Below are 19,563 nucleotides of genomic sequence, written 5' to 3'. Positions count from 1 at the left end.
AGCGTTATGAAACGGTTTGCTGCCGGATTTCACGGCAGCAAACTGCACTCCTGCAGAATACTTTTCGCCAGCGCACTGACCGTCTGATCATAGCGCTGCGTTTCATCATCCAGCACCATATACAGCGACGTTTGCCTGACGGTTCTGGCTGACAACATCAGGCGGCTGAGCAATCCATTTTTCAGCGCGTTATCCACGCTTTCCAGCGGCAGCCAGCCGTAACCAACGCCCACCGTAATTGCTTCAAGCGCCGCACCGACCGTGGTGAATGTCCACTGTGCCACCGTGCCTGCCGGATGTTTATCTTCCGGCGGCGCGTGACGATCAGCGACGCTGATCAGCGGGAAACGCGCCAGATCCTGAGCGGTCAGCGGAGCAGGCAAAGACAACAGCGGATGATCGCTTTTCGCCACCGGAACAAAGTCCACATCCAGCAGAAAACGTCCATGGATTGCGTTTTCAGGCGCGAGCGTGGTGATGTACAAATCGGCCGATTGTTCACTGAGTTGTGCAAGGCTTTCCCCGCGTAAAATCTCAGTCAGATGCACCCGTGTATCCGGGAATTGCGACTGAAAGTGTTTAAGTGCGCGGAACAGTCTGTTTTTGGGAAACACGCTGTCGACCACCAGACTCAGCTCTGTGCGCACGCCGTCTTTCAGCCCGGCAGCCCGATGTTCAAGCTGTAAAAATGCCGATATCAGCGGTGTTGCCTGCGCCAGTAAAGCGCGCCCCTGTTCGGTCAGCGTCGCCTTTCTGCAGTTAATTTCCAGCAAGGGTAAACCGATGCGTTCCTGTAACCCGCTCAGGGCATAACTGACCGAGGACTGACTGCGGTTGAGCACCGTTGCCGCCTGCGCGTAACTGCCCTGTTCAATCACCGTTTGTAACACCACCCATTGCTCCAGAGTGGTTCTTGGCAACGCCATATCGTCATCCTGTCAGAATAAAACACATCTATATTTTAGATGATTTTCATCTGAAATCAGCGTTTTTTTATCAGTTTTTTAAGATGTAATATTCTTCTCAACGAAACGAAATGTTTCATTCCAATACTGAGTTAAGGAGAATTACCATGAGCACATTTGATAAACATGACCTGAGTGGTTTCGTTGGCAAACATGTGGTTTATACCTACGACAACGGCTGGAATTATGAAATCTACGTCAAAAACGCGCAGACTCTGGATTACCGTATTCACAGCGGGCTGGTCGGCAACCGTTGGGTGAAAGATCAGAAAGCGTATATCGTGCGGGTAGCATCTGATGTGTACAAAATTTCCTGGACTGAACCGACCGGGACAGACGTCAGCCTGATTGTGAATCTGGGCGATAACGTGTTCCACGGCACCATTTTCTTCCCACGCTGGGTGATGAATAATCCGGAAAAAACCGTCTGCTTCCAGAACGACCACATTCCGCTGATGAATTCTTACCGTGATGCGGGTCCGGCATATCCGACTGAAGTGATCGACGAATTCGCGACCATCACCTTCGTGCGTGATTGCGGTGCGGATAATGACACTGTGATCGACTGCGCTGCGAGCGAACTGCCAGCCAACTTCCCGGATAATCTGCGTTAATCACGCAGTTCTGAAATACCAATAAAAAACCGCAGCCCGTTCATTCAGGCTGCGGTTTTTCATTATTGAAACGGAAAACAGTGGAAATCAGCGTGACAGCGTTTTCAGCAATGCCGCGTTAAATTTTTCCGGCTCTTCCATCTGCGGAGCATGGCCGAGGCCTTTAAATTCGATCAGTTTCGCATGAGGGATCAGTTTCGCGACCTGTTTGCCCAGCACGTTGTAATGACCGATTTTGGCTTTTACCGCAGGCGGCGCGATGTCGCTGCCAATCGCTGTGGTATCGGCAGTGCCGATCATCAGCGTGGTCGGCACGCGCAGGTTTTTGAATTCGTAAAAGACCGGTTGCGTGAAAATCATGTCGTAAATCAGCGCTGAGTTCCAGGCCACCAGTTTATGCCCCGGCCCGTTATTCAGCCCTGCCAGCATATCGACCCAGCGGTCGTATTCCGGTTTCCACTTATTCACGTAATAGGTTTTGAGTTCATACTGTTTAATGCTTTCTGCCGAGGTTTTCAGCTCACGGTCGTACCACTGATCCACGGTACGATACGGCACCCCCTTGGCTTTCCAGTCTTCCAGACCAATCGGATTCACCAGCACCAGTTTCGATACTTCCGGTGCAAACATCAGGCTGTATCGCGTCGCCAGCATACCGCCGGTAGAATGCCCGACAATCACGGCTTTGGTTATTTTCAGGCTTTTCAGCAACTCATGGGTATTAGTCGCCAGTTGCTGAAAACTGTACTGGTAATGGGAAGGTTTGGTCGATGAACAGAACCCGACCTGATCGGGCGCGATCACCCGATAACCTTTACTCACCAGCGCCGAAATGGTGTCGCCCCAGGTCGCGGCACAAAAATTCTTACCGTGCATCAGCACGACAGTCTGACCATTTTTATGCCCGGTGGCCGGTACGTCCAGATAGCCCATTTGCAGCGGAGCACCCTGGGAATTAAAAGAGAATTGTTTCAGCGGAAAAGGATAGTCAAAACCCTGTAGTTGCGGCCCGTAGCTCGGCGCATCAGCAGCAAACGCTGAGCCGGAAAAGACTGCACCTGAAAAGGAAAAAGACAACACAGCGGCAGAAAGAAGCACTTTAAAACGGGGAAGCATCGGATAGTCCTGGTGTCGGTGACTGACAGACGGCGTAAAGTCTTATGCTACAAACTTTATGCCGCCAGTAAAACCCGATAACACTCAAACCGCACAAACTGATGCAGACTTGAGATCCAGCTTAAACGGTAAATCAGACCGCCCGGTTCACTGGAATAACGGCACCGCAGTGCTTCAGCCGGGATAACACGCTGACCCTATTTGATAGACACAAAAAATAGTTAAACAATGAATTATTCATGATTTGCATCAAAAGACTGGCTTATCAATGGCGTGAAATTAACCTTCTTATCCAGCTGTAACAATGGTTAACACCATTATGGGTTATATTAACAGAACAAAACTTCTTGCTCCGTCTCTCACTGGTGGATATCTCTTTGGGCTCAAACTGGTTAAACCGATCATCCATGCGGATTTGCCTCGCGCTGCTTGCGTTCACGCTGGTCGCGGCAGTCGGGATACTGGCTATTTCCTGGCAAACGTCGCAGGGATTACGGCGCGATGTGAGCGCCAGCCTGCAACAATCAGTGAGACTGGTGGACATGACGCTGGATAATGCCGCGATCGCCGCCGGCGCGGTGGAAAATCTGATTGGTGCACCTTGTGATCAGCCGACCATTCAGGCGCTGCGCTGGCAGGTCGCCAAAGTCCCCAACGTGCGCACCGTCAATTTATATCGCCAGCATAAGGTTTATTGCGCCTCTTTATTCGGTGAGCGAGACGATACGATTTCCACTCAAAATTACGTCGATGGAAAACTGATGCTGATGAGCGGCAATATAGTGACGCCCGATCACCCGCTGATTGCCTATCGTCATGATGTTAACGGCAGCGGCGTACTGGTCGGGGTCGATGGTTATTTCCTGCATAATATTCTGCAATTGCTCAGCACCCATGCGTATCTGATCCTGCAAGTCGGCGACAAGTGGATGGACAGCCAGGGCAAAATTCATACTTCTGAAATCTGGCCTGATGGCGAAAAGTTGTCTCTGAAATCCTCGTTATATCCCTATGAAATGCAACTGGTTATCCGCCCGAGCGATCACTGGGGTTATATTTTCGACTACGCCACTGTCAGTCTGATCCTGTTCCCGCTGATCAGCATCTTCATTGCTTTTATGACCTATGCGCTGCTTGGCCGGTTGGGTGGCCCGGTTGCTACACTGAAAAACGCGCTGGGGAAAAAACAATTTATCCCTTACTTGCAGCCGGTCGTGGATGGAACAAACCATGAAATTACCGGCGCTGAAGTGCTGATGCGCTGGCAGCATCCGCAGATGGGGCTGATCCCGCCATATCAGTTCATCCCTCTGGCAGAAGAAAGCGGGCTGATTGTGCCGATGACCCGACAGATGATGGCGCAGGTGCGCGATCAGTTCGGCCCGATGGCCGCTCAGTTGCCAAAAAATTTCCATTTCGGGTTCAATATCTGCGCCAGCCACTTTAAAGACCTGACGCTGGTCGAAGACTGCAAAGCCTTTATTGACGCCTTCCGGGAGAAACCGATCAATCTGGTTCTGGAACTGACGGAGCGCGAGCTCATAGAGCCTTCAGAAACCACCCACAGCCTGTTCAGTGCCTTGCGCCGGATGGGCGTGCTGGTCGCCATGGATGACTTTGGTACCGGCCATTCCAGCCTGGCTTACCTGCAAAAATTCCACATCGACATTTTGAAAATCGACCAGAGTTTCATAGGCCGGATCGGCACCGACGCACTGGCCGGGCATATTGTCGATAACGTAATTGATCTGGCTAAACGCCTGCAAATGGTCATCGTGGCAGAAGGTATAGAAACGCAAAAACAGGTGGATTATCTCGCCCCCTATCGCCTCGAATACCTGCAAGGCTACTTTTTTGGAAAGCCTGTTGATCCATCTGAATTTATCGATAAGTGGATCAGGCATTAACCCTTCCCCGCGCCCGCCGTGCGTTTCGATGCGGCGGGCACGTTGCGCGCTCTGTGACTAGAATAATAACGTGAGCTACGTCTGATTAGACGTGTGCGCATTTTGCTTAAAATCTTATGATGTGTAACATCCATTCAGAATTGTCCCGATACGCTGCTAACCTGTTGAAGTTACTTGTATTGGTGTAGTCTGAGGCAAACCCTGCTGATAAATTGAATGATCACTTTGCGAGCAAGATGATGATTAAGTGGCCGTGGAAAGCGAATGAACTGAAAATTGAGAAATCAGACGCGTGGAATGACGCTCTGAATATCCCGCTGTTGTCCTCCCTGAACGAGCAAGAGCAACAACGTCTGATTCAGGTCGCCAGCCAGCTTTTGCATCAGAAACGACTGGTTCCTTTGCAGGGTATTGTGCTGACTGAACAGATGCAGGCACGCATTTCATTACTTTTTGCGCTGCCAGTGATGGAACTCGGTGCGTCGTGGCTCGATGGTTTTCATGAAATTTTGCTCTACCCTTCCCCTTTTGTTGTCGATTCTCCATGGCAGGATGAAAACGGACTGGTTCATGCCGGTACGCAAATTCACGCCGGTCAGAGCTGGGATCAGGGTCCGATCGTGCTGAACTGGCAGGATATTGAAGACTCGTTTGATAACTCCGGTTTTAACCTGATCATCCACGAAGCCGCGCATAAACTTGATATGCGAAACGGTGGCGAAGTGAGCGGCATCCCGCCGATTCCGTTACGCGAAGTGGTGGCCTGGGAGCATGATTTACAGGCGGCGATGCAGAATTTACAGGATGAAATTGACACCGTTGGCGAAGAAGCGGCCAGTATGGATGCCTACGCAGCGACCGATCCGGCAGAGTGTTTTGCCGTACTTTCTGAATATTTCTTTAGTGCCCCAGAATTGCTTTCGGAGCGTTTTCCGCTGGTATACGGTCATTTCACCCGTTTTTATCAACAGGACCCGCTGGCAAGGCAACTTCGCGGTCAGCGTTGTGATTGTTAAAAGTCAGGATTAAACGGTTTTTCCTGACCAAAAAGTGAAGTTTTACGGCTATATTGATTAGTTGGTGAGCAGTCGCACTGCTTTTCACGAAATTGCCATTGACACTCCACATCCCTCTGGATATTATGCGCCCCGTTCACACGATTCCTCTGTAGTTCAGTCGGTAGAACGGCGGACTGTTAATCCGTATGTCACTGGTTCGAGTCCAGTCAGAGGAGCCAAATTAGAAAAGCCCGCTTAAGGAAACTTAAGCGGGCTTTTTGCTTTTCTTGCATCGTTGCAATTATTTATATGATTTAGGTTCAACGAATTAGCGAGAAAAGTCTTCTTGATGCATTTTCATTTCCCCTCCGCATCGGGCAAGATTTGGGGTCATTTCAGTTCGATTATGGAGTGACCACCCTATGTCTCTGAACGACACTAAAATCCGCAGCTTAAAACCATCCGCTAAACCTTTCAAACTTTCCGATTCACACGGCCTGTACCTCTTAGTAAATCCATGCGGTTCACGTCTCTGGTATCTCAAATATCGCTTCAACCGAAAATAATACCGCCGCGCAGACCCCGGTTGTCTCTCTTATGTATTCCACTACTAAACATAATTAACATAAGTGCCAAATATCATCATTAAGTAACATGGGTCGACAAAAATTATTAATTGCCTCCATGTGACATTCATCACAAAACAGGGTTGCATAACCTTTACTATTTACTGCATAGCAAAAGCATACCGTTCTGTTAGGAAAATTAATCTCATCATGCGGTAAAATTGATTTCACTATTTAAGAAGGGTTAAGAAACCTAAAGCGATAACTTGAGCTATTGGCATCAGGAAAATAAAATAATTCCTTAAATATTTAGCAGGTCTATTTTCACAATGAATAAAATACTCCGGAATTTGCCGGATGATTAACCACGACCCTGTTTACACAGGTATTTTATAAGAGGAGCATTATAATACAAATCCATTTTTTAATTACCACAGCACTACGTTATACCTCAGGCCTTTATTTGCTCGCTGTTTCTATTGGCGATGCCTTATTGTCCTGAAAAATCGTATCTATATCTTATTGAACAAACCAAAAAGGAATACAATCATGACAATTACTTATATTAAAACTGAACTTGCACCAGCCGACAATCAGCTCGCTGCATATATTTATTTTACTTCGGATATGCCAGTAAGCTATTCCTACACTGTATCAAAAAGGACAACCAGCCCAACCAGCGTAGATTTTTCCTATACATCGGATCTGATTTATGGTGTTTCTCAAACCATAAAAATTCCAGTTATTGGCCTTTATGCGCAATATGCAAACAACGTCCAGGTCGTGTTTAGGGATATAAATGGAAATGAAGTTTTCAATCAACCATTCTCTGTTAGCACAGAAGCTCAGGTATATGATAAATCGGTTATCTTCCACCTCGATATTGAACAAACAGATCCTGCGCTATTTACATCTGTATGGGGAAACAGTTGGTTAATGCAATCTACAGGCCGCGGTTACGACCAAAATGGGGACCTGCGTTTTAACTTTTTAACGGTTTATCATCTCCAGCCGTTGAGAATTCACAATGGCTACATCTATACAGGTAGTGATGAGGACATGTCGTGGTATGGTCGTCGTTTTTTCAAAATTGACATTCTCGGTAATGTCATCTTTGAATTCGACATGCGTGATTCTGATGGCAATCACTATTCAAATACTCACGATTTAGTCTGGGATTCAGCAGGCGATATTTATATGTTTGGTAACGACAGTCCTAACCGGATAACCAATACGATGGGACAAGATGCCCTGGTTATGAAGTTCAACGATCAGACCGGGAAAATGATTTGGGCAAAAAACTACACCAGTGAGTATAGCGGCTCTCAGGTTTTAAATAATGCCACTCCTAATGACATTCATTTAAACTCGCTTTCATGGATCACAAGTAGCCCAAATAATGAGGAGGCAGTTATTGTTCATGCACGTTCAACGAGTACGACTTTTGGCATATCTGTCGCTGATGGTAGTATCTTGTGGGTGATCGATACAGGTAATTTCAATCCTCAATTCCCCGTAAACCCGGAAACTATTCATATTGATAACTCCGGTATTACTCACTTTGAAAATGGTGCTCACACTGTGTGCATCACTAATAACAGTGCATTTGCAGAAAATATCGACCCAACGGTGGGGAAATTTGTTTTATCTGTCTTTGATAATAGATCGTGTCTTGATGCGGATGGAAATCCTGTTATTCGCCCGATAAATGACAAGGCGACAACCGATACCTATTCAACACCTCCTGCTCGTATTCTATTCTATGCTGTAGACTTAGCAGCAAAAACAGCAGTGGAAATTCAAGCACCTATCGAACTGCCAACGACCCCCATCGTCCAATGGACTGATTTTATGGGAGGAGTGTTTGACCATGATGATTACTTCGTTATTTTCACCAACCATGCCCGTTCATTCTTTATTTCCGATGTGAACGGCAATATGATAGCGACTATCTACGATGTAACTTCTCAACCTGATGGCGCGCCTCAATTCCCTGCTGAGTCCTATCGTGCACGATTATTTAACCAAACGGAGCTATCTGACTTAATCACTACGGCATCGATTACTGCAAATTAATAAAAACAGGTAATTATAAATAACAGAATCAATTGATATAATTGCCTATGTTAAAAGGGTTCATGTATCTACATGAACCCTTGACCCTATATGCCAAGTATTTAAAAACCTGTCTCAACAGGACTTGTAAGTTTACCGTTATAGTCATGCGCAAGGTCACATATTAATTGCGTTACGCGCCCTGCGGATAATTGAGCACTGCGGGTAAAATTAGTTTGTTGGTATAGCCAGTGGATAAAGTGCCTGCTGGCCGTTAAAGAGAGCGTTTCAGCGTTATTGCTATCCCCGCCCGTTAATGAACAAACCATCTTACGATTTTTCTTCTGCGCCCAAAGCTGCCATTGGCCTTGCCACCAGCCATGCTGTGTTATTCCCTGAAAATTCCAGGGGATATTACTCTCAGTGTCATTTATTTCTTCTTCTATAAACCAAAGCTCAGCTTGCCGCTGGCGAAACAGATCTGCCCAAACAGTAATGACGGCTCCCCGAAGAAAACATTCGTGTGAAATAACATGTACTTTTACCTTAGGAAAAAGGATGCTCAGTACTCGGAAATGCCCGTGAGCCGCGATAACTGGACGCAAAATTGCACCTCTGGCGTTACGTTTAAGAACCGCACTTCCATACTGAATTTCATCAAACTGGCTCCGTCTCAGAAATTGCGTCTCGCGCAAATCGACGCGATTTACGATATCGCTATGATGCAAATCAGGTTCAATTCTCCCGCGCCACCGGTACCGCAGAGTTTCACCAATGAAATGCTGAGTAAAATTTGTGGAGATATGAAGAATATTACCGAAGGTGGCATCGAAACTGAGCAGAACATACAGTTTCTGTTCTGCACTACTCCCCTGGAAGGGCACAATAAGTGACACAGTTTCAATTCTTTCCGGAGGGATTATTTTTCTTTGTTTTTGCTGTTTGGGTGTCCAGACTTTTCTGCAGACACGGCACTGAACTCGCTGTGTTCCCCGCGGGTTATGACCATAGCAAATAGTTTTGTTGCAATAACATTCAGGACAAAAACGACCGTTTTCTGAGGCATATGCACTTAAGTGAGCAGACAGCCAGTCATTAAATTGTTGTTCATCAAACAGAGGGGGATAACTCCCACATGCACGACAGTGCAATGCTGGATATCCCAGTCTGTAGTCTGGCCAACTGTAATCTGCAGATGCGGAGATTGGCAGCCCTAAATTGCGGCAACCAAACGATTTGCAGGTATTAATGGTAAACAGAGTCAATATTAGTCACCAACGATTTCAATGGGTCGATGATTTTGCCCCATAACTCTTGCTTAATTGTGTGAGCAGACACGCATTTAAAACCCTTTCAGAACGTAAAGTAGCGAGTCTTTATAAAACTGAAAGGAATTGATTATGAAGATAAAATTAATCGCAGCGGGTATTCTGCTGACGTTACCATTTTGGGCCTGCGCCAAGGATCTCACTATTATTTATACTAATGATCTCCATGCTCATGTGGAACCTTATAAAGTGCCATGGATTGCTGACGGTAAACGGGATGTGGGTGGCTGGGCGAATATCACCACTCTGGTAAAAGAGGAAAAAGCCAAAAGTAAAGCAACTTGGTTTTTTGATGCAGGTGACTATTTTACCGGCCCTTATATTAGCAGCCTAACGAAGGGCAAGGCCATTATCGATATTATGAATACCATGCCGTTTGATGCGGTCACAATGGGCAATCATGAATTTGATGATGGCTGGGATAATGCGTTACTCCAGCTTAGCCAGGCGAAATTCCCTATTGTGCAGGGCAATATTTTTTATCAGAACAGTGATAAAGCATTCTGGGATAAGCCATATACCATTGTTGAAAAAGATGGCGTGAAAATTGGCGTTATAGGTTTGCACGGCGTATTTGCCTTCAATGATACGGTTTCTGCTGCAATGCGCGAAGGTATTGAAGCGCGGGATGAGATTAAATGGTTACAGCGTTATATCGATGAACTTAAGGACAAAGTGGATTTGACCGTATTGCTGGTTCATGAAGGCACGCCTGCCCGTCAGTCCAGTATAGGCAGCACCGATGTGCGTCGTGCGCTGGATAAAGATATTCAAACCGCAAACCAGGTGAAAGGTCTGGATATTCTGATTACCGGACATGCGCATGTCGGTACGCCGGAACCGATTAAAGCAGGCAATACGCTAATCCTCTCGACCGATAGCGGCGGTATCGATGTGGGGAAACTGGTACTGGACTATACGAAGCCACATAGCTTTACGATGAAAAGTTTCGAACTTAAAACCATTTACGCAGATGAGTGGAAGCCCGATCCGCAAACGAAGCAGGTGATCGACGGCTGGAATAAGAAACTCGATGAAGTGGTAGGACAGAAAGTGGCGCAGTCGCCGGTTGAATTAACACGTGCATATGGTGAATCAGCATCACTGGGCAACCTGGCTGCGGATGCTTTGCTGGCCGCTGCGGGTAAAAACACACAGTTAGCCTTAACTAACTCAGGCGGTATCCGCAGCGAGATCCCGTCTGGCACGATTACGATGGGCGATGTTATTAGTACGTTCCCATTCCCTAACGATCTGGTCACTATGGATCTTACCGGTAAACAATTACGTAGTTTGATGGAACATGGCGCAAGTTTAAGTAACGGAGTGTTGCAGGTCTCAAAAGGTCTGGAAATGAAATACGACAGCAGTAAACCCGTTGGACAACGGGTCCTGGAGCTTACCCTTAATGGTAAGGCGATTGTGGATGCGACGGTTTATCACATTGCTACCCAAAACTTCCTTGCTGATGGTGGTGACGGCTTCACCGCGTTTACCGAGGGTAATGTGCGTAATACAACAGGTGGGTATTCTGTTTACAAAGCTGTGATCGATTACTTTAAAGCAGGTAACACCATCACCGATGAACAACTTAACGGTATGCGCGTTGCTGATGTGAAAAAATAAATGTTTTGTTAGCCGCATCAGTTAGCGCAAAGGATGTGGCGACCTATTACACCAACGATTTACATGCTCATGTATCTCCGGGGAAAATTCCGGCAGAGAAACCCTATTACAAAAGCCCGCTTAAGGAAACTTAAACGGGGCTTTTGGCTTTTGTGGTGTGTCTTGAGCCAATTCCAGACAGGCTGGTTAACTGGTATTACAACCTCGCGACGATGACGTCATACAAGAATTAGGCATTGCGCAGCTCAGTCAGGGAGAACAAGCCATTATTTAATTTTAGTGTGAAGTCAGTCATGTAATAAAAAAACCGCGTTGCCATTTCCGTTCGATCTCATCTATCTCAGAACCATGTGAAATCGATTTCATAAGAACTCATGGCCACTATCAAAGATGTAGCAAAAAAAGCAGGATTGTCCGTCACTACGGTTTCTCGTTTTCTAAACCAGCATCCCTATATTTCCGACGACAAGCGGGAAAAAATACTTTCCGCCATGAAGGCCCTGGATTATGAACCTAGCACCGTTGCCCAACAGATGCGGGGAATAAAAACGCATCGTATTGGCGTATTGATCTCGAGGATTACCAACCCCTTCTTCGCCAGTCTGGTAGATGCTCTGGAAGTGAATGCACGCAAGAATGGTTATTCGGTACTTATTATTCAAAACCACAACAGCCCAGATGAAGAGAAAAACTGCCTAGACTTGTTAAAGAAAAAAATTATCGATGGGCTGATCCTTTGCTCAGTTGAAAGCGATAAAAATGTGATTGAGAAGTATCAAAAATATGGTCCTATTCTGCTCTGTAATACCAGTATAACTTCATCGTCACTGCCGATCGTCAGAGTAGATGATGAGACAGCCACCCGTGATGCTATTCGTTACTTAATAAGCAAAGGCTATCGCAAAATAGCTTACTCGACCGGCGGTAGTTTTGAGAAAACAGGTCATGGTAGCAGAAGAAATAACGGTTACGTTACAGCGATGAATGAGGCAGGCCTTACCATTCACGATGAGTGGATATTTCGGCATATGCACACCTATAAGCACGGCCAGACAATAGCTCACAATCTCCAGAGCCTGGTTCAAAATAACCGACCCGATGCCATTTTTGCAGGCAGTGACGAGGTTGCATGCGGGCTAATGTCCACTTTGTTACTTCATGGCCAGCGCGTCCCGGAAGATATTGCAATTTTAGGTTTTGATAATCTCCCAGTTGCAGAAATGCTCAATATACCCCTGACGACTGTCAATCAACCCATTGATGAGCTGGGGAGGATTTCTGTTGAGTTTTTACTCTCTTTAATAAATGGTCAGCGCTATGAATATGACTCAGCCCTGCTTAAGTCAGACTTAGTGATCAGAGAGTCAGCATAAATTTTTTAAGTAAATATGGTATCGATTTCATACAAATGACGAAATAATACGTCACATCAGTGAGGTCAAAGGGGTATTTTTCAACGCCGGACAATATCAGATTATCCTCGGCACAGGAATAGTAAATAAGGTGTATAACGAGTTTTCTGCGGCTTTTCATATTAATGAAGTAAGTAAAGACGAAATAATCCAACAGAATACCGGAAAACTACAGCGCGGCATGCGAAATTTATCTGACGTATTCGTTCCGATTGTCCCCATCCTTGGGGCGACAGGACTTTTTCTCGGTATAAAAGGAGTAATACTCAATGATACCGTGCTGTCTTATGTCGGTAGTGCTCCTCAGGACATTCCACTTTATATAAAAACACTCACGACGGTTCTTTGCGATACGGCATTTGCTTTTCTCGCAGCCTTTATTTGCTGGTCAGCATTTAAAAAATTCGGTGGCACCCCTGTTCTTGGATTTTTGATTGGCCTGATGCTGGTATCTCCCGCATTGCCTAATGCGTATGAGGTCGCTTATGGTCATGCCCAACCTATTTATATTTTCGGATTTATTCCACTGGTGGGTTATCAGGGCTCCATTCTGACTGCTCTCATTACCGGAATTATCGGTGCTAAGATCGAAATCTTTTTCCGCAAAAAAATGCCCAACGCGATGGATCTTATATTCACCCCATTCGTAGTGATTCTGCTTTCCATCGCGATAGCTTTATTGCTACTGGGGCCCTTGGTTCATGGTTTTGAACACTATGCCGTGATGGCAATTCAACAGTTTCTCTCCCTGCCTGCGGGTATTGGCGGATTACTGATTGGGTTCATTTATCCCATCGCCGTGATGACCGGAATGCACCATATGTTTATTATGATCGAAACCTCCCTGATTGCAGGAACAGGCTTCAATCCCTTAATTACAGTATGTGCAATGTACGGTTTTGCTAACTCTGCAGTATGTCTGGCTATCTCTTTAAAATCTCGTGACATGGCCTTTAAGACCTCAGGTATTTCAGCTACGGCGACCCAGCTTCTTGGTGTTTCGGAACCCGCGCTGTTTGGTATTGTGATGAGGTCAGGAATACGTGCAATTACGATAATGTTACTGAGTTCAGCATTAGGAGGAATGGTACTTTCATTACTTTCAGTAAAAGCTAACTCTTATGGACTTGCCGTACTGTTATCTCCATTAATGTATATTTATGATCGCTACCAGGTGCTTAGTTATATTTGTGTGGGTATCGCGGTGTTTATTTTCGCCTTCACGCTAACGACACTGTTGGTCAACGTGAACAATTCTTCCGCAAACCGGGGCCTGCAAAAAAAGAGTGTCCATACGGCCGCTGCCAGCCAGACATCTGTAAAAGTGTCTTAAGTCCTCAGAGTGAGCCGCGGCGAAGCCATCATTCAACAGAATAAATTGATATCGATAGCCGCCTGTCTTTTGAATCTGGCAATATGTATTCGTCACCGGCTCACAGAGGTAATGTGAAAAATATCCAACCCAAATAAAAAGCCCTTCCGGGCTTTTTATTCATCATCAGCTCAAACCACTTATCACCACATCAAATCATCTGGCACTTTGAAATCTGCATACGGATCATCTTCGTCCTGCTCTTCCTGACTCAGTGCGCTGTTTAATACAATGCTGTTGGCATCACGCTGCGCGATTTTATCCGCTACGCTGGCAGGGATAATGGCGTATTCGCTCTCGCCGCTCTTTTCAGAAACCAGACGCGCAATAGCGAGACGGCCGCTGATCAGCTGCGCCTGAGTGGTTTTATCCACGGCGATGCGTTTGATCAGTTTGTCGTCGGTGAAGTTGAAATCGATATTGCCTTTCGAAATGACGATTTTATTCATTTCAATCAGCTGTTTTACCTGCGCTTTATACTCTTTAGACAGCGCCGCCTGCTTCTGTTCTTCGCTCAGCTGTTTATCACGCTCAAGCTGGGCTTTTTTATTTTCTTCCACAGCGGCACGGGCTTCACGTGCCTGAACGCGTGACTTTTTTGCCGTTCTCTGCACTTTGTCCATCTTTTTGCTGCTGACTAATCCCGCTTTCAGCAACTGTTCTTGTAAGGTGAGTTTTGACATCGTTGTTTCTAAATCCGTTGAAAAATTTCAGCGATTATAACCGTAATTTTTAAGCCTATACAGGCCGGAGAACCTGAATGCTGAGTGACAGGTTCTTAGTCGTCGAATTGTGCCCGATAAAAAGCCCGCCTCAGAAAACTTCAGCGGGCTTAGGCTTACCGGCTCTGCTTATCCCTTAGCGAAGTTCGCCTGAATGCGCTGTTGCAGATAATCTTCGGCACTGATGGCCGGATACTTCGCCTGCGGCCCCAGAATTTCGACGTCTTTATTGGCCTGACAGAAAAATGCCAGGCTGTAGCGCGCGCCCTGATATTCACCGGGCAGCGGGCTTCTGACGCGATGGAAGTTTGATGGCAACTGGTCGTCGCTCCAGCGCATCAGCATGTCGCCGATGTTGCAGGTGATCACCTCTTCGCGCGGCTCGATGCTGGTCCATTGCTGGCTTTCGCTGTCTTTGCCCGGACAAACCTGCAATCCGCCCTGACCGGGACGCTGGAAAAGCAGCGTCAGGCAGTCGAAATCCGTATGCGCACCGGCGCGCCACATGCCCTGCTCCGACTGTTCGGTGGCATAGTAGTGCAGCATACGCAGCGTACTCTGGTAGGTTTGCTCCTCCGGATTGTGCGCCTGCTCGAAAAAGTGCTCCGGGAAGCCCAGTTTTAGCGCGAAACAGGAAAGCAATTTCATGCCCAGTTGCCAGCATTGCGATTCAAAACTCAGCATCGTGTCTTTGAACGCCGGCAGTTCCTGTTCGCCTGGCCACAGTTTGTCCATCAGCGGGCGGGTGATCTGATAGGACTCTTTCTGATCCGGCGTTTTGGTTGACGGCCGCACCTGTGATTTATTCTCCCAGCCAGCGTTACGCGCCAGCGGATACTGCGCTTTTACCGCGTCGGGCAGCGAGAAGAAATCTTCTGTCATGCTGAATGCCTGACGGATATCGCTCAGTGCGATGCCGTGATTGCTCACCTGAAAGAAGCCGATTTCGACGGCTGCATTCCACAGTTCATCCGCGATCTCACTTTTACGGTTTTCGAAATCTGACAGGTCTATACAACGCACTTCACGGGCAAACGTCTCTTCACCCATCGCCCCCATTCCGGCTTCTTTTTCCAGTTCCTGTAATGCATAACCTGCTGTTTGAGCAGACTGTGTTTGAGTTGATTGCGTCATTATTCTTATCCTTCTTTATCAATTAGGTTAGCGCGCAGCACGTTGTTGCAGGGTACGGACGGCAGCCATCGCGTCATGGCGCATGGCGTCCAGATCCAGACCGGGGATAACATCGTTTTCGACGATCACGCGGCCATTGATCATCAGCGCCTTCAGTGAAGCGCGACCGCCACAGGCCACCGGGCCGATTGCCATGTCGTGCAGGCCGAAATAACGCGGATCGTCGAGCCGGTAAATGGCGATATCCGCCAGCATACCGACCTGCACGGTGCCGCTCTGTTGCAGACCGAGGATCTGCGCCCCGCCCGCGCTGCCCCAGCGCACCACATCTTCGATGGATGCCGCATCGCCGCCGCCCTCAAAAGTGCCGCCGTCATAGCGCGGTGTCGCCATCATGCCTTTACGCGCGCGCTGTAAAAGCCACGCGGCATGCGCTTCACTTTGCATGTCGGCGGCTTCGTTGGATGCCGCACCATCAACGCCCAGCGAAACCGGCACGCCCGCCTGTTCCAGCGCCAGCAGGTCGGCGATGCCGCTGCCCAGACGTCCGTTGCTTTGCGGACAGTGCGCAATGCCGGTGCGGGTTTGTCCCAGCATGGCGATCTCCTGCGGCAGTAACTTAACCAGATGCGCAAACCAGACGTCGTCCCCCAGCCAGTCGTGTTCCGCGCAAAACTGCACCGGCGTCATGTCGAACTTAGCGCGTGCCGCATCGAGATAATCCACCGTTTCCGACAGATGGCTGTGCAGGCGGATCCCTAAACTGCGCGCCAGTCTGGCCATTTCGCGCAACTGCGCGCCGGGCGCAGAATGCAGCAAGGTAGTCGGTGCCATGACCACGCGGCGCAGCGACGTCGGTCTCGGATCGTGATAACGCCCCACCAGCCGTTCCATGTCCGCCATGTAATCATCGAAATTTTCCGGTCTCAGCGCCTGCGGTAAATCCTTCTCAATCGCCCGCCCCTGCGTTGCGCCACCACGGCATAAGACAATGCGCATTCCCAGCATTTCCCCTTCGCTGAACAGAATTTCCGAGGTATCGAACGGCATATCCGGCCAGTAAAGGTAATTATGATCCGCCACCGTCGCGCAACCGGAACGCAGCAACTCTGTCAGGCCGATACGTACCGCGAGACGGAATGTGGATTCATCGAACGTGGCGCGAAAGCGGTAAGGCGTGGCGCTTAACCACGCGGTCAGGCTTTTGTTCAGCCCCTGAGGTTCGCCTTTCAGTAATGACTGAAACAGATGATGGTGAGTGTTGACCCACGCCGGATACACCACGCAGTCGCGGGCATCAACCAGCCGTTCGTCCGGCAATGCCGTCAGGGAGCCCATCGCCTCAATCACGCCATCACGCACACGAATATCCGGTCCGGCGTGACGCGCCCCGTCGCCCGGCAGGCCGGTCAGGATGGCGTGAGCATTTTTAATCAGTAAAGAGTCAGAGGACATCGCAACGCTCCTCAGGGTTTAACCTGCATGTGCTCAACAAATTCGGTGGTATACGCCTGCTTCCAGTCGGTATCCGCATTTAGCAGTTTGGCGTTGACCATGAAATCACGGGTTTTCTGCCAGCGCGTTTCGGTCATGATGCCCCAGCCCTGCGTCACCGCATCGCCGCCGTCAATCAGGTGATGCTCTTTGATTTGCTGAACGCCCCAGGCCAGCAGGTCGTCAGTCATTTTCGGGTTATCCTTTTTGATCAGCGCGTTACCGGCCGCCGGGTTTTGCAGATAACTCACCCAGCCTTCCATCGATGCCTGCACAAATTTCGCCATTGCCTCTTTGCGGCTGCTGATAAGGTCAGGACGGGTGATCAGAATGCCGCCATAAGGCGGATAGCCGTGCTCCGAGAACAGGAAGAAATTGGATTTCACACCTGCCTTTTGCGCCTGAAACACTTCAGAGCTGACGTACGCCTGCTGCGCTACGTTCTCGTCCGCGACAAAGGGCTGAATATTGAAGGTGTACGGGCGAACCTGAGAATCGCTGAGCTGATAGCGTGCTTTAAGCCACGGCCACCAGGTCGATTGCCCGGAGCTGGAAACGAGAATAGTTTTATCTTTCAGGCCGTCGAGCGACGTCACGGAAGCGTGGGTCAGTAACCCCTGCGGGTCGAACTGGAAGGGAGCCGCGATGGCTTTGGCCTGAAAACCGCGCTGCACCGATTCGAGCAACTGGAGGTCATAACCGATAATCACGTCAGCGCGTTTGGATAACAGCAACTGCATGCCGTTAATCTGCGGGCCACCGGACTGAATGCTGACATCCAGCCCGTAACGTTTGTAAATGCCCGTCGCCAGCGCCTGATAATAGCCGCCCTGTTCAGCCTGCGCGTACCAGGAAGTCAGCAGCGCGATTTTCTCATCGGCCTGCGCCGACAGTGAGTAAGCACCAGTAATCAGCGTGCTCAGCACGCAGCAAGACAGGGGAATGCGGGAAATTGACTTCATTGCTCCTCTCCTAATCATCGCCGGAGGGAGGATAAGCAAACGCGGCTCAGCCCCCCTGACCGGCTCAAAATGAACCGCGAAATGGTTGCTGAGCAATGTCCCGCGCAGTTACCTGCACTGACCGCTTCTACTCACTTTTAACTATACAAAAACGATGCCAACTTCGCAGATGCGCTTTCCCTGCGGCTTGACGGGATAATTACGTCTCACGCCCTGCAACCTTTGATTCATCACAGAGCGTGAAGCACCAAAAGCGTGCAATCAGTGCCGTTCACGCCCCGCCGTTTGGATCTGGCTGAATAACATCTCCAGTTGTTTGAGCATCATCGAAGCGGCAAGAGAAAGCTGCCGTGAAGGGGCAACGCACAGGGACAGCGTGAAGGTTTTTAATTGCGGATCGGTCAGCGGAATAAACTGCAACTCGTCGCTTTCCACTTCATCCATGATATCGAGCCAGCACAGAATGCCGATGCCCATTTTCTCTTTAATGAGCGAACGGATCATGTGGATGTTATTGGACACCGCGACTTCGCGAACCCTGTCACCGTTGATATTCATCAGCGCCTGCACCGGTTCGGCCAGCATCAGCGGTGCGGCGGGCAGGATAAACGGATATTCCATGCACTGATTGAAACGCACGCCGCTTCTGTCGCCCAGCGGATGCCCTTTCGGCACCACAATGCCCAGCTCAATTTCGGCGAAAGCACGCACCTGCAACTCACGGGAACTTTGCGGATTCAGCATCAGTCCGAAGTCTGCATCGCCGGACATCAGCGCCTGCTGAATATCCACGTTATTCATGGTGGTCAGCGTGAACGAAATATTCGGATAATCGACGTGCACTTTTTTGAGCATCGACGAGAAAAATTGCCGGTTGATGGCATCAATGGTGGCAATCCGTACGTGCCCGCGCCGCAACCCGCGCAGATCGTCGAGCTGTTCCAGAACACGCGAAAAATCCTTTTTCCAGTTATTGGCAGCATGCAGCAACAACTCCCCCGCCGCCGTCAGCCGTAAACCTGTGGGATGACGTTCAAACAGCGGCATCGCCAGTTCCTTTTCAACCCGCAATATCTGCCGGTCAATTGACGATGCGGCAACATGCAGGGTTTCGGACGCCTTACGAAACGATCCCTGACGGGCAACCTCGGTGAAGTACAGCAGAAATCGGGAGAATGCGAACATAGGGAGTGCTCTCTTTTATGCAACGGGATGTGCGAATCAAAGCGCTGGACGCAACAGTTTTATAACAATAACGTAGCTTTCAATGCAACGGGAACAATCGTTTCACC

The 19,563-nt window shown here is 48.6% G+C and carries 15 protein-coding genes, 1 tRNA gene and 1 pseudogene; 9 read left to right on the top strand and 8 right to left on the bottom strand.

Features of this window, described 5'->3' with window-relative positions; all coding sequences use genetic code 11:
• Window positions 1-29: 29 nt before the first annotated feature.
• A complete protein-coding gene (locus UC15_RS15395; protein ID WP_112289252.1) occupies window positions 30-926 on the bottom strand; it encodes a LysR family transcriptional regulator in 897 nt (298 codons plus the stop codon).
• Window positions 927-1,072: 146 nt separating this feature from the next.
• Between UC15_RS15395 and UC15_RS15390 the strand changes: the two genes are divergently transcribed.
• Complete coding sequence (locus UC15_RS15390) at window positions 1,073-1,579, top strand: phenolic acid decarboxylase (protein WP_112289251.1); 507 nt, start codon at window positions 1,073-1,075, stop codon at window positions 1,577-1,579.
• Between the two features lie 87 nt (window positions 1,580-1,666).
• Here the strand turns inward: UC15_RS15390 and UC15_RS15385 are convergent, their stop codons facing one another.
• Complete coding sequence (locus tag UC15_RS15385) at window positions 1,667-2,695, bottom strand: alpha/beta fold hydrolase (RefSeq protein WP_112289250.1); 1,029 nt, start codon at window positions 2,693-2,695, stop codon at window positions 1,667-1,669.
• Between the two features lie 347 nt (window positions 2,696-3,042).
• On the opposite strand from UC15_RS15385, the gene UC15_RS15380 reads away from it, so the two are divergent.
• The 5 genes and pseudogenes from UC15_RS15380 (at window position 3,043) to UC15_RS15360 (ending at window position 8,242) form a co-directional block, all read left to right on the top strand.
• Window positions 3,043-4,602 carry an EAL domain-containing protein gene (locus UC15_RS15380; RefSeq protein ID WP_232829907.1) on the top strand — a complete coding sequence of 520 codons (1,560 nt, stop codon included), beginning with the start codon at window positions 3,043-3,045 and terminating at the stop codon, window positions 4,600-4,602.
• A gap of 239 nt (window positions 4,603-4,841) precedes the next feature.
• Complete coding sequence (mtfA, locus tag UC15_RS15375) at window positions 4,842-5,618, top strand: DgsA anti-repressor MtfA (RefSeq protein ID WP_112289248.1); 777 nt, start codon at window positions 4,842-4,844, stop codon at window positions 5,616-5,618.
• 145 nt (window positions 5,619-5,763) lie between these two features.
• A tRNA-Asn gene (locus UC15_RS15370) sits at window positions 5,764-5,839 on the top strand.
• A 183-nt stretch (window positions 5,840-6,022) separates the two neighbouring features.
• A pseudogene (locus UC15_RS26025) lies at window positions 6,023-6,163 on the top strand (Arm DNA-binding domain-containing protein); the annotation flags it as partial.
• A gap of 552 nt (window positions 6,164-6,715) precedes the next feature.
• On the top strand, window positions 6,716-8,242 hold the full coding sequence (locus UC15_RS15360; protein ID WP_112289247.1) for an aryl-sulfate sulfotransferase: 1,527 nt from the start codon (window positions 6,716-6,718) through the stop codon (window positions 8,240-8,242).
• Window positions 8,243-8,343: 101 nt separating this feature from the next.
• On the opposite strand, the gene UC15_RS15355 is transcribed toward UC15_RS15360, so the two are convergent.
• Window positions 8,344-9,489 (bottom strand): cytoplasmic protein, encoded by a 1,146-nt coding sequence (locus UC15_RS15355; RefSeq protein ID WP_112289246.1) that lies wholly within the window; start codon window positions 9,487-9,489, stop codon window positions 8,344-8,346.
• 132 nt (window positions 9,490-9,621) lie between these two features.
• Here UC15_RS15355 and UC15_RS15350 point away from each other — a divergent pair, with 132 nt between their 5' ends.
• The 3 genes from UC15_RS15350 (at window position 9,622) to UC15_RS15340 (ending at window position 13,920) form a co-directional block, all read left to right on the top strand.
• Window positions 9,622-11,175: a bifunctional UDP-sugar hydrolase/5'-nucleotidase gene (locus UC15_RS15350; RefSeq protein ID WP_112289245.1), complete on the top strand. Its 1,554-nt coding sequence runs from the start codon at window positions 9,622-9,624 to the stop codon at window positions 11,173-11,175.
• A gap of 374 nt (window positions 11,176-11,549) precedes the next feature.
• Window positions 11,550-12,548, top strand: a complete 999-nt coding sequence (locus UC15_RS15345) for a LacI family DNA-binding transcriptional regulator (RefSeq protein WP_112289244.1) — start codon at window positions 11,550-11,552, stop codon at window positions 12,546-12,548.
• A gap of 130 nt (window positions 12,549-12,678) precedes the next feature.
• On the top strand, window positions 12,679-13,920 hold the full coding sequence (locus UC15_RS15340) for a PTS transporter subunit EIIC (protein WP_232829906.1): 1,242 nt from the start codon (window positions 12,679-12,681) through the stop codon (window positions 13,918-13,920).
• A 182-nt stretch (window positions 13,921-14,102) separates the two neighbouring features.
• Here the strand turns inward: UC15_RS15340 and UC15_RS15335 are convergent, their stop codons facing one another.
• The 5 genes from UC15_RS15335 to UC15_RS15315 all read right to left on the bottom strand — a co-directional run bounded on the left by UC15_RS15335 (window position 14,103) and on the right by UC15_RS15315 (window position 19,456).
• Window positions 14,103-14,642, bottom strand: a complete 540-nt coding sequence (locus UC15_RS15335; RefSeq protein WP_112289242.1) for a DUF2058 domain-containing protein — start codon at window positions 14,640-14,642, stop codon at window positions 14,103-14,105.
• 168 nt (window positions 14,643-14,810) lie between these two features.
• Window positions 14,811-15,815: an isopenicillin N synthase family oxygenase gene (locus UC15_RS15330; RefSeq protein ID WP_112289241.1), complete on the bottom strand. Its 1,005-nt coding sequence runs from the start codon at window positions 15,813-15,815 to the stop codon at window positions 14,811-14,813.
• Window positions 15,816-15,842: 27 nt separating this feature from the next.
• Window positions 15,843-17,270, bottom strand: a complete 1,428-nt coding sequence (locus UC15_RS15325; protein ID WP_112289240.1) for an amidohydrolase family protein — start codon at window positions 17,268-17,270, stop codon at window positions 15,843-15,845.
• Between the two features lie 11 nt (window positions 17,271-17,281).
• Window positions 17,282-18,271 (bottom strand): ABC transporter substrate-binding protein, encoded by a 990-nt coding sequence (locus UC15_RS15320; protein WP_112289239.1) that lies wholly within the window; start codon window positions 18,269-18,271, stop codon window positions 17,282-17,284.
• A 261-nt stretch (window positions 18,272-18,532) separates the two neighbouring features.
• Window positions 18,533-19,456, bottom strand: a complete 924-nt coding sequence (locus UC15_RS15315; RefSeq protein ID WP_112289238.1) for a LysR family transcriptional regulator — start codon at window positions 19,454-19,456, stop codon at window positions 18,533-18,535.
• Between the last annotated feature and the right edge of the window lie 107 nt (window positions 19,457-19,563).

This window comes from Rahnella sp. AN3-3W3 (genome assembly GCF_003263545.1).
Taxonomy (GTDB): domain Bacteria; phylum Pseudomonadota; class Gammaproteobacteria; order Enterobacterales; family Enterobacteriaceae; genus Rahnella; species Rahnella variigena.
This window is presented reverse-complemented; position numbering and strand designations above follow the sequence as displayed.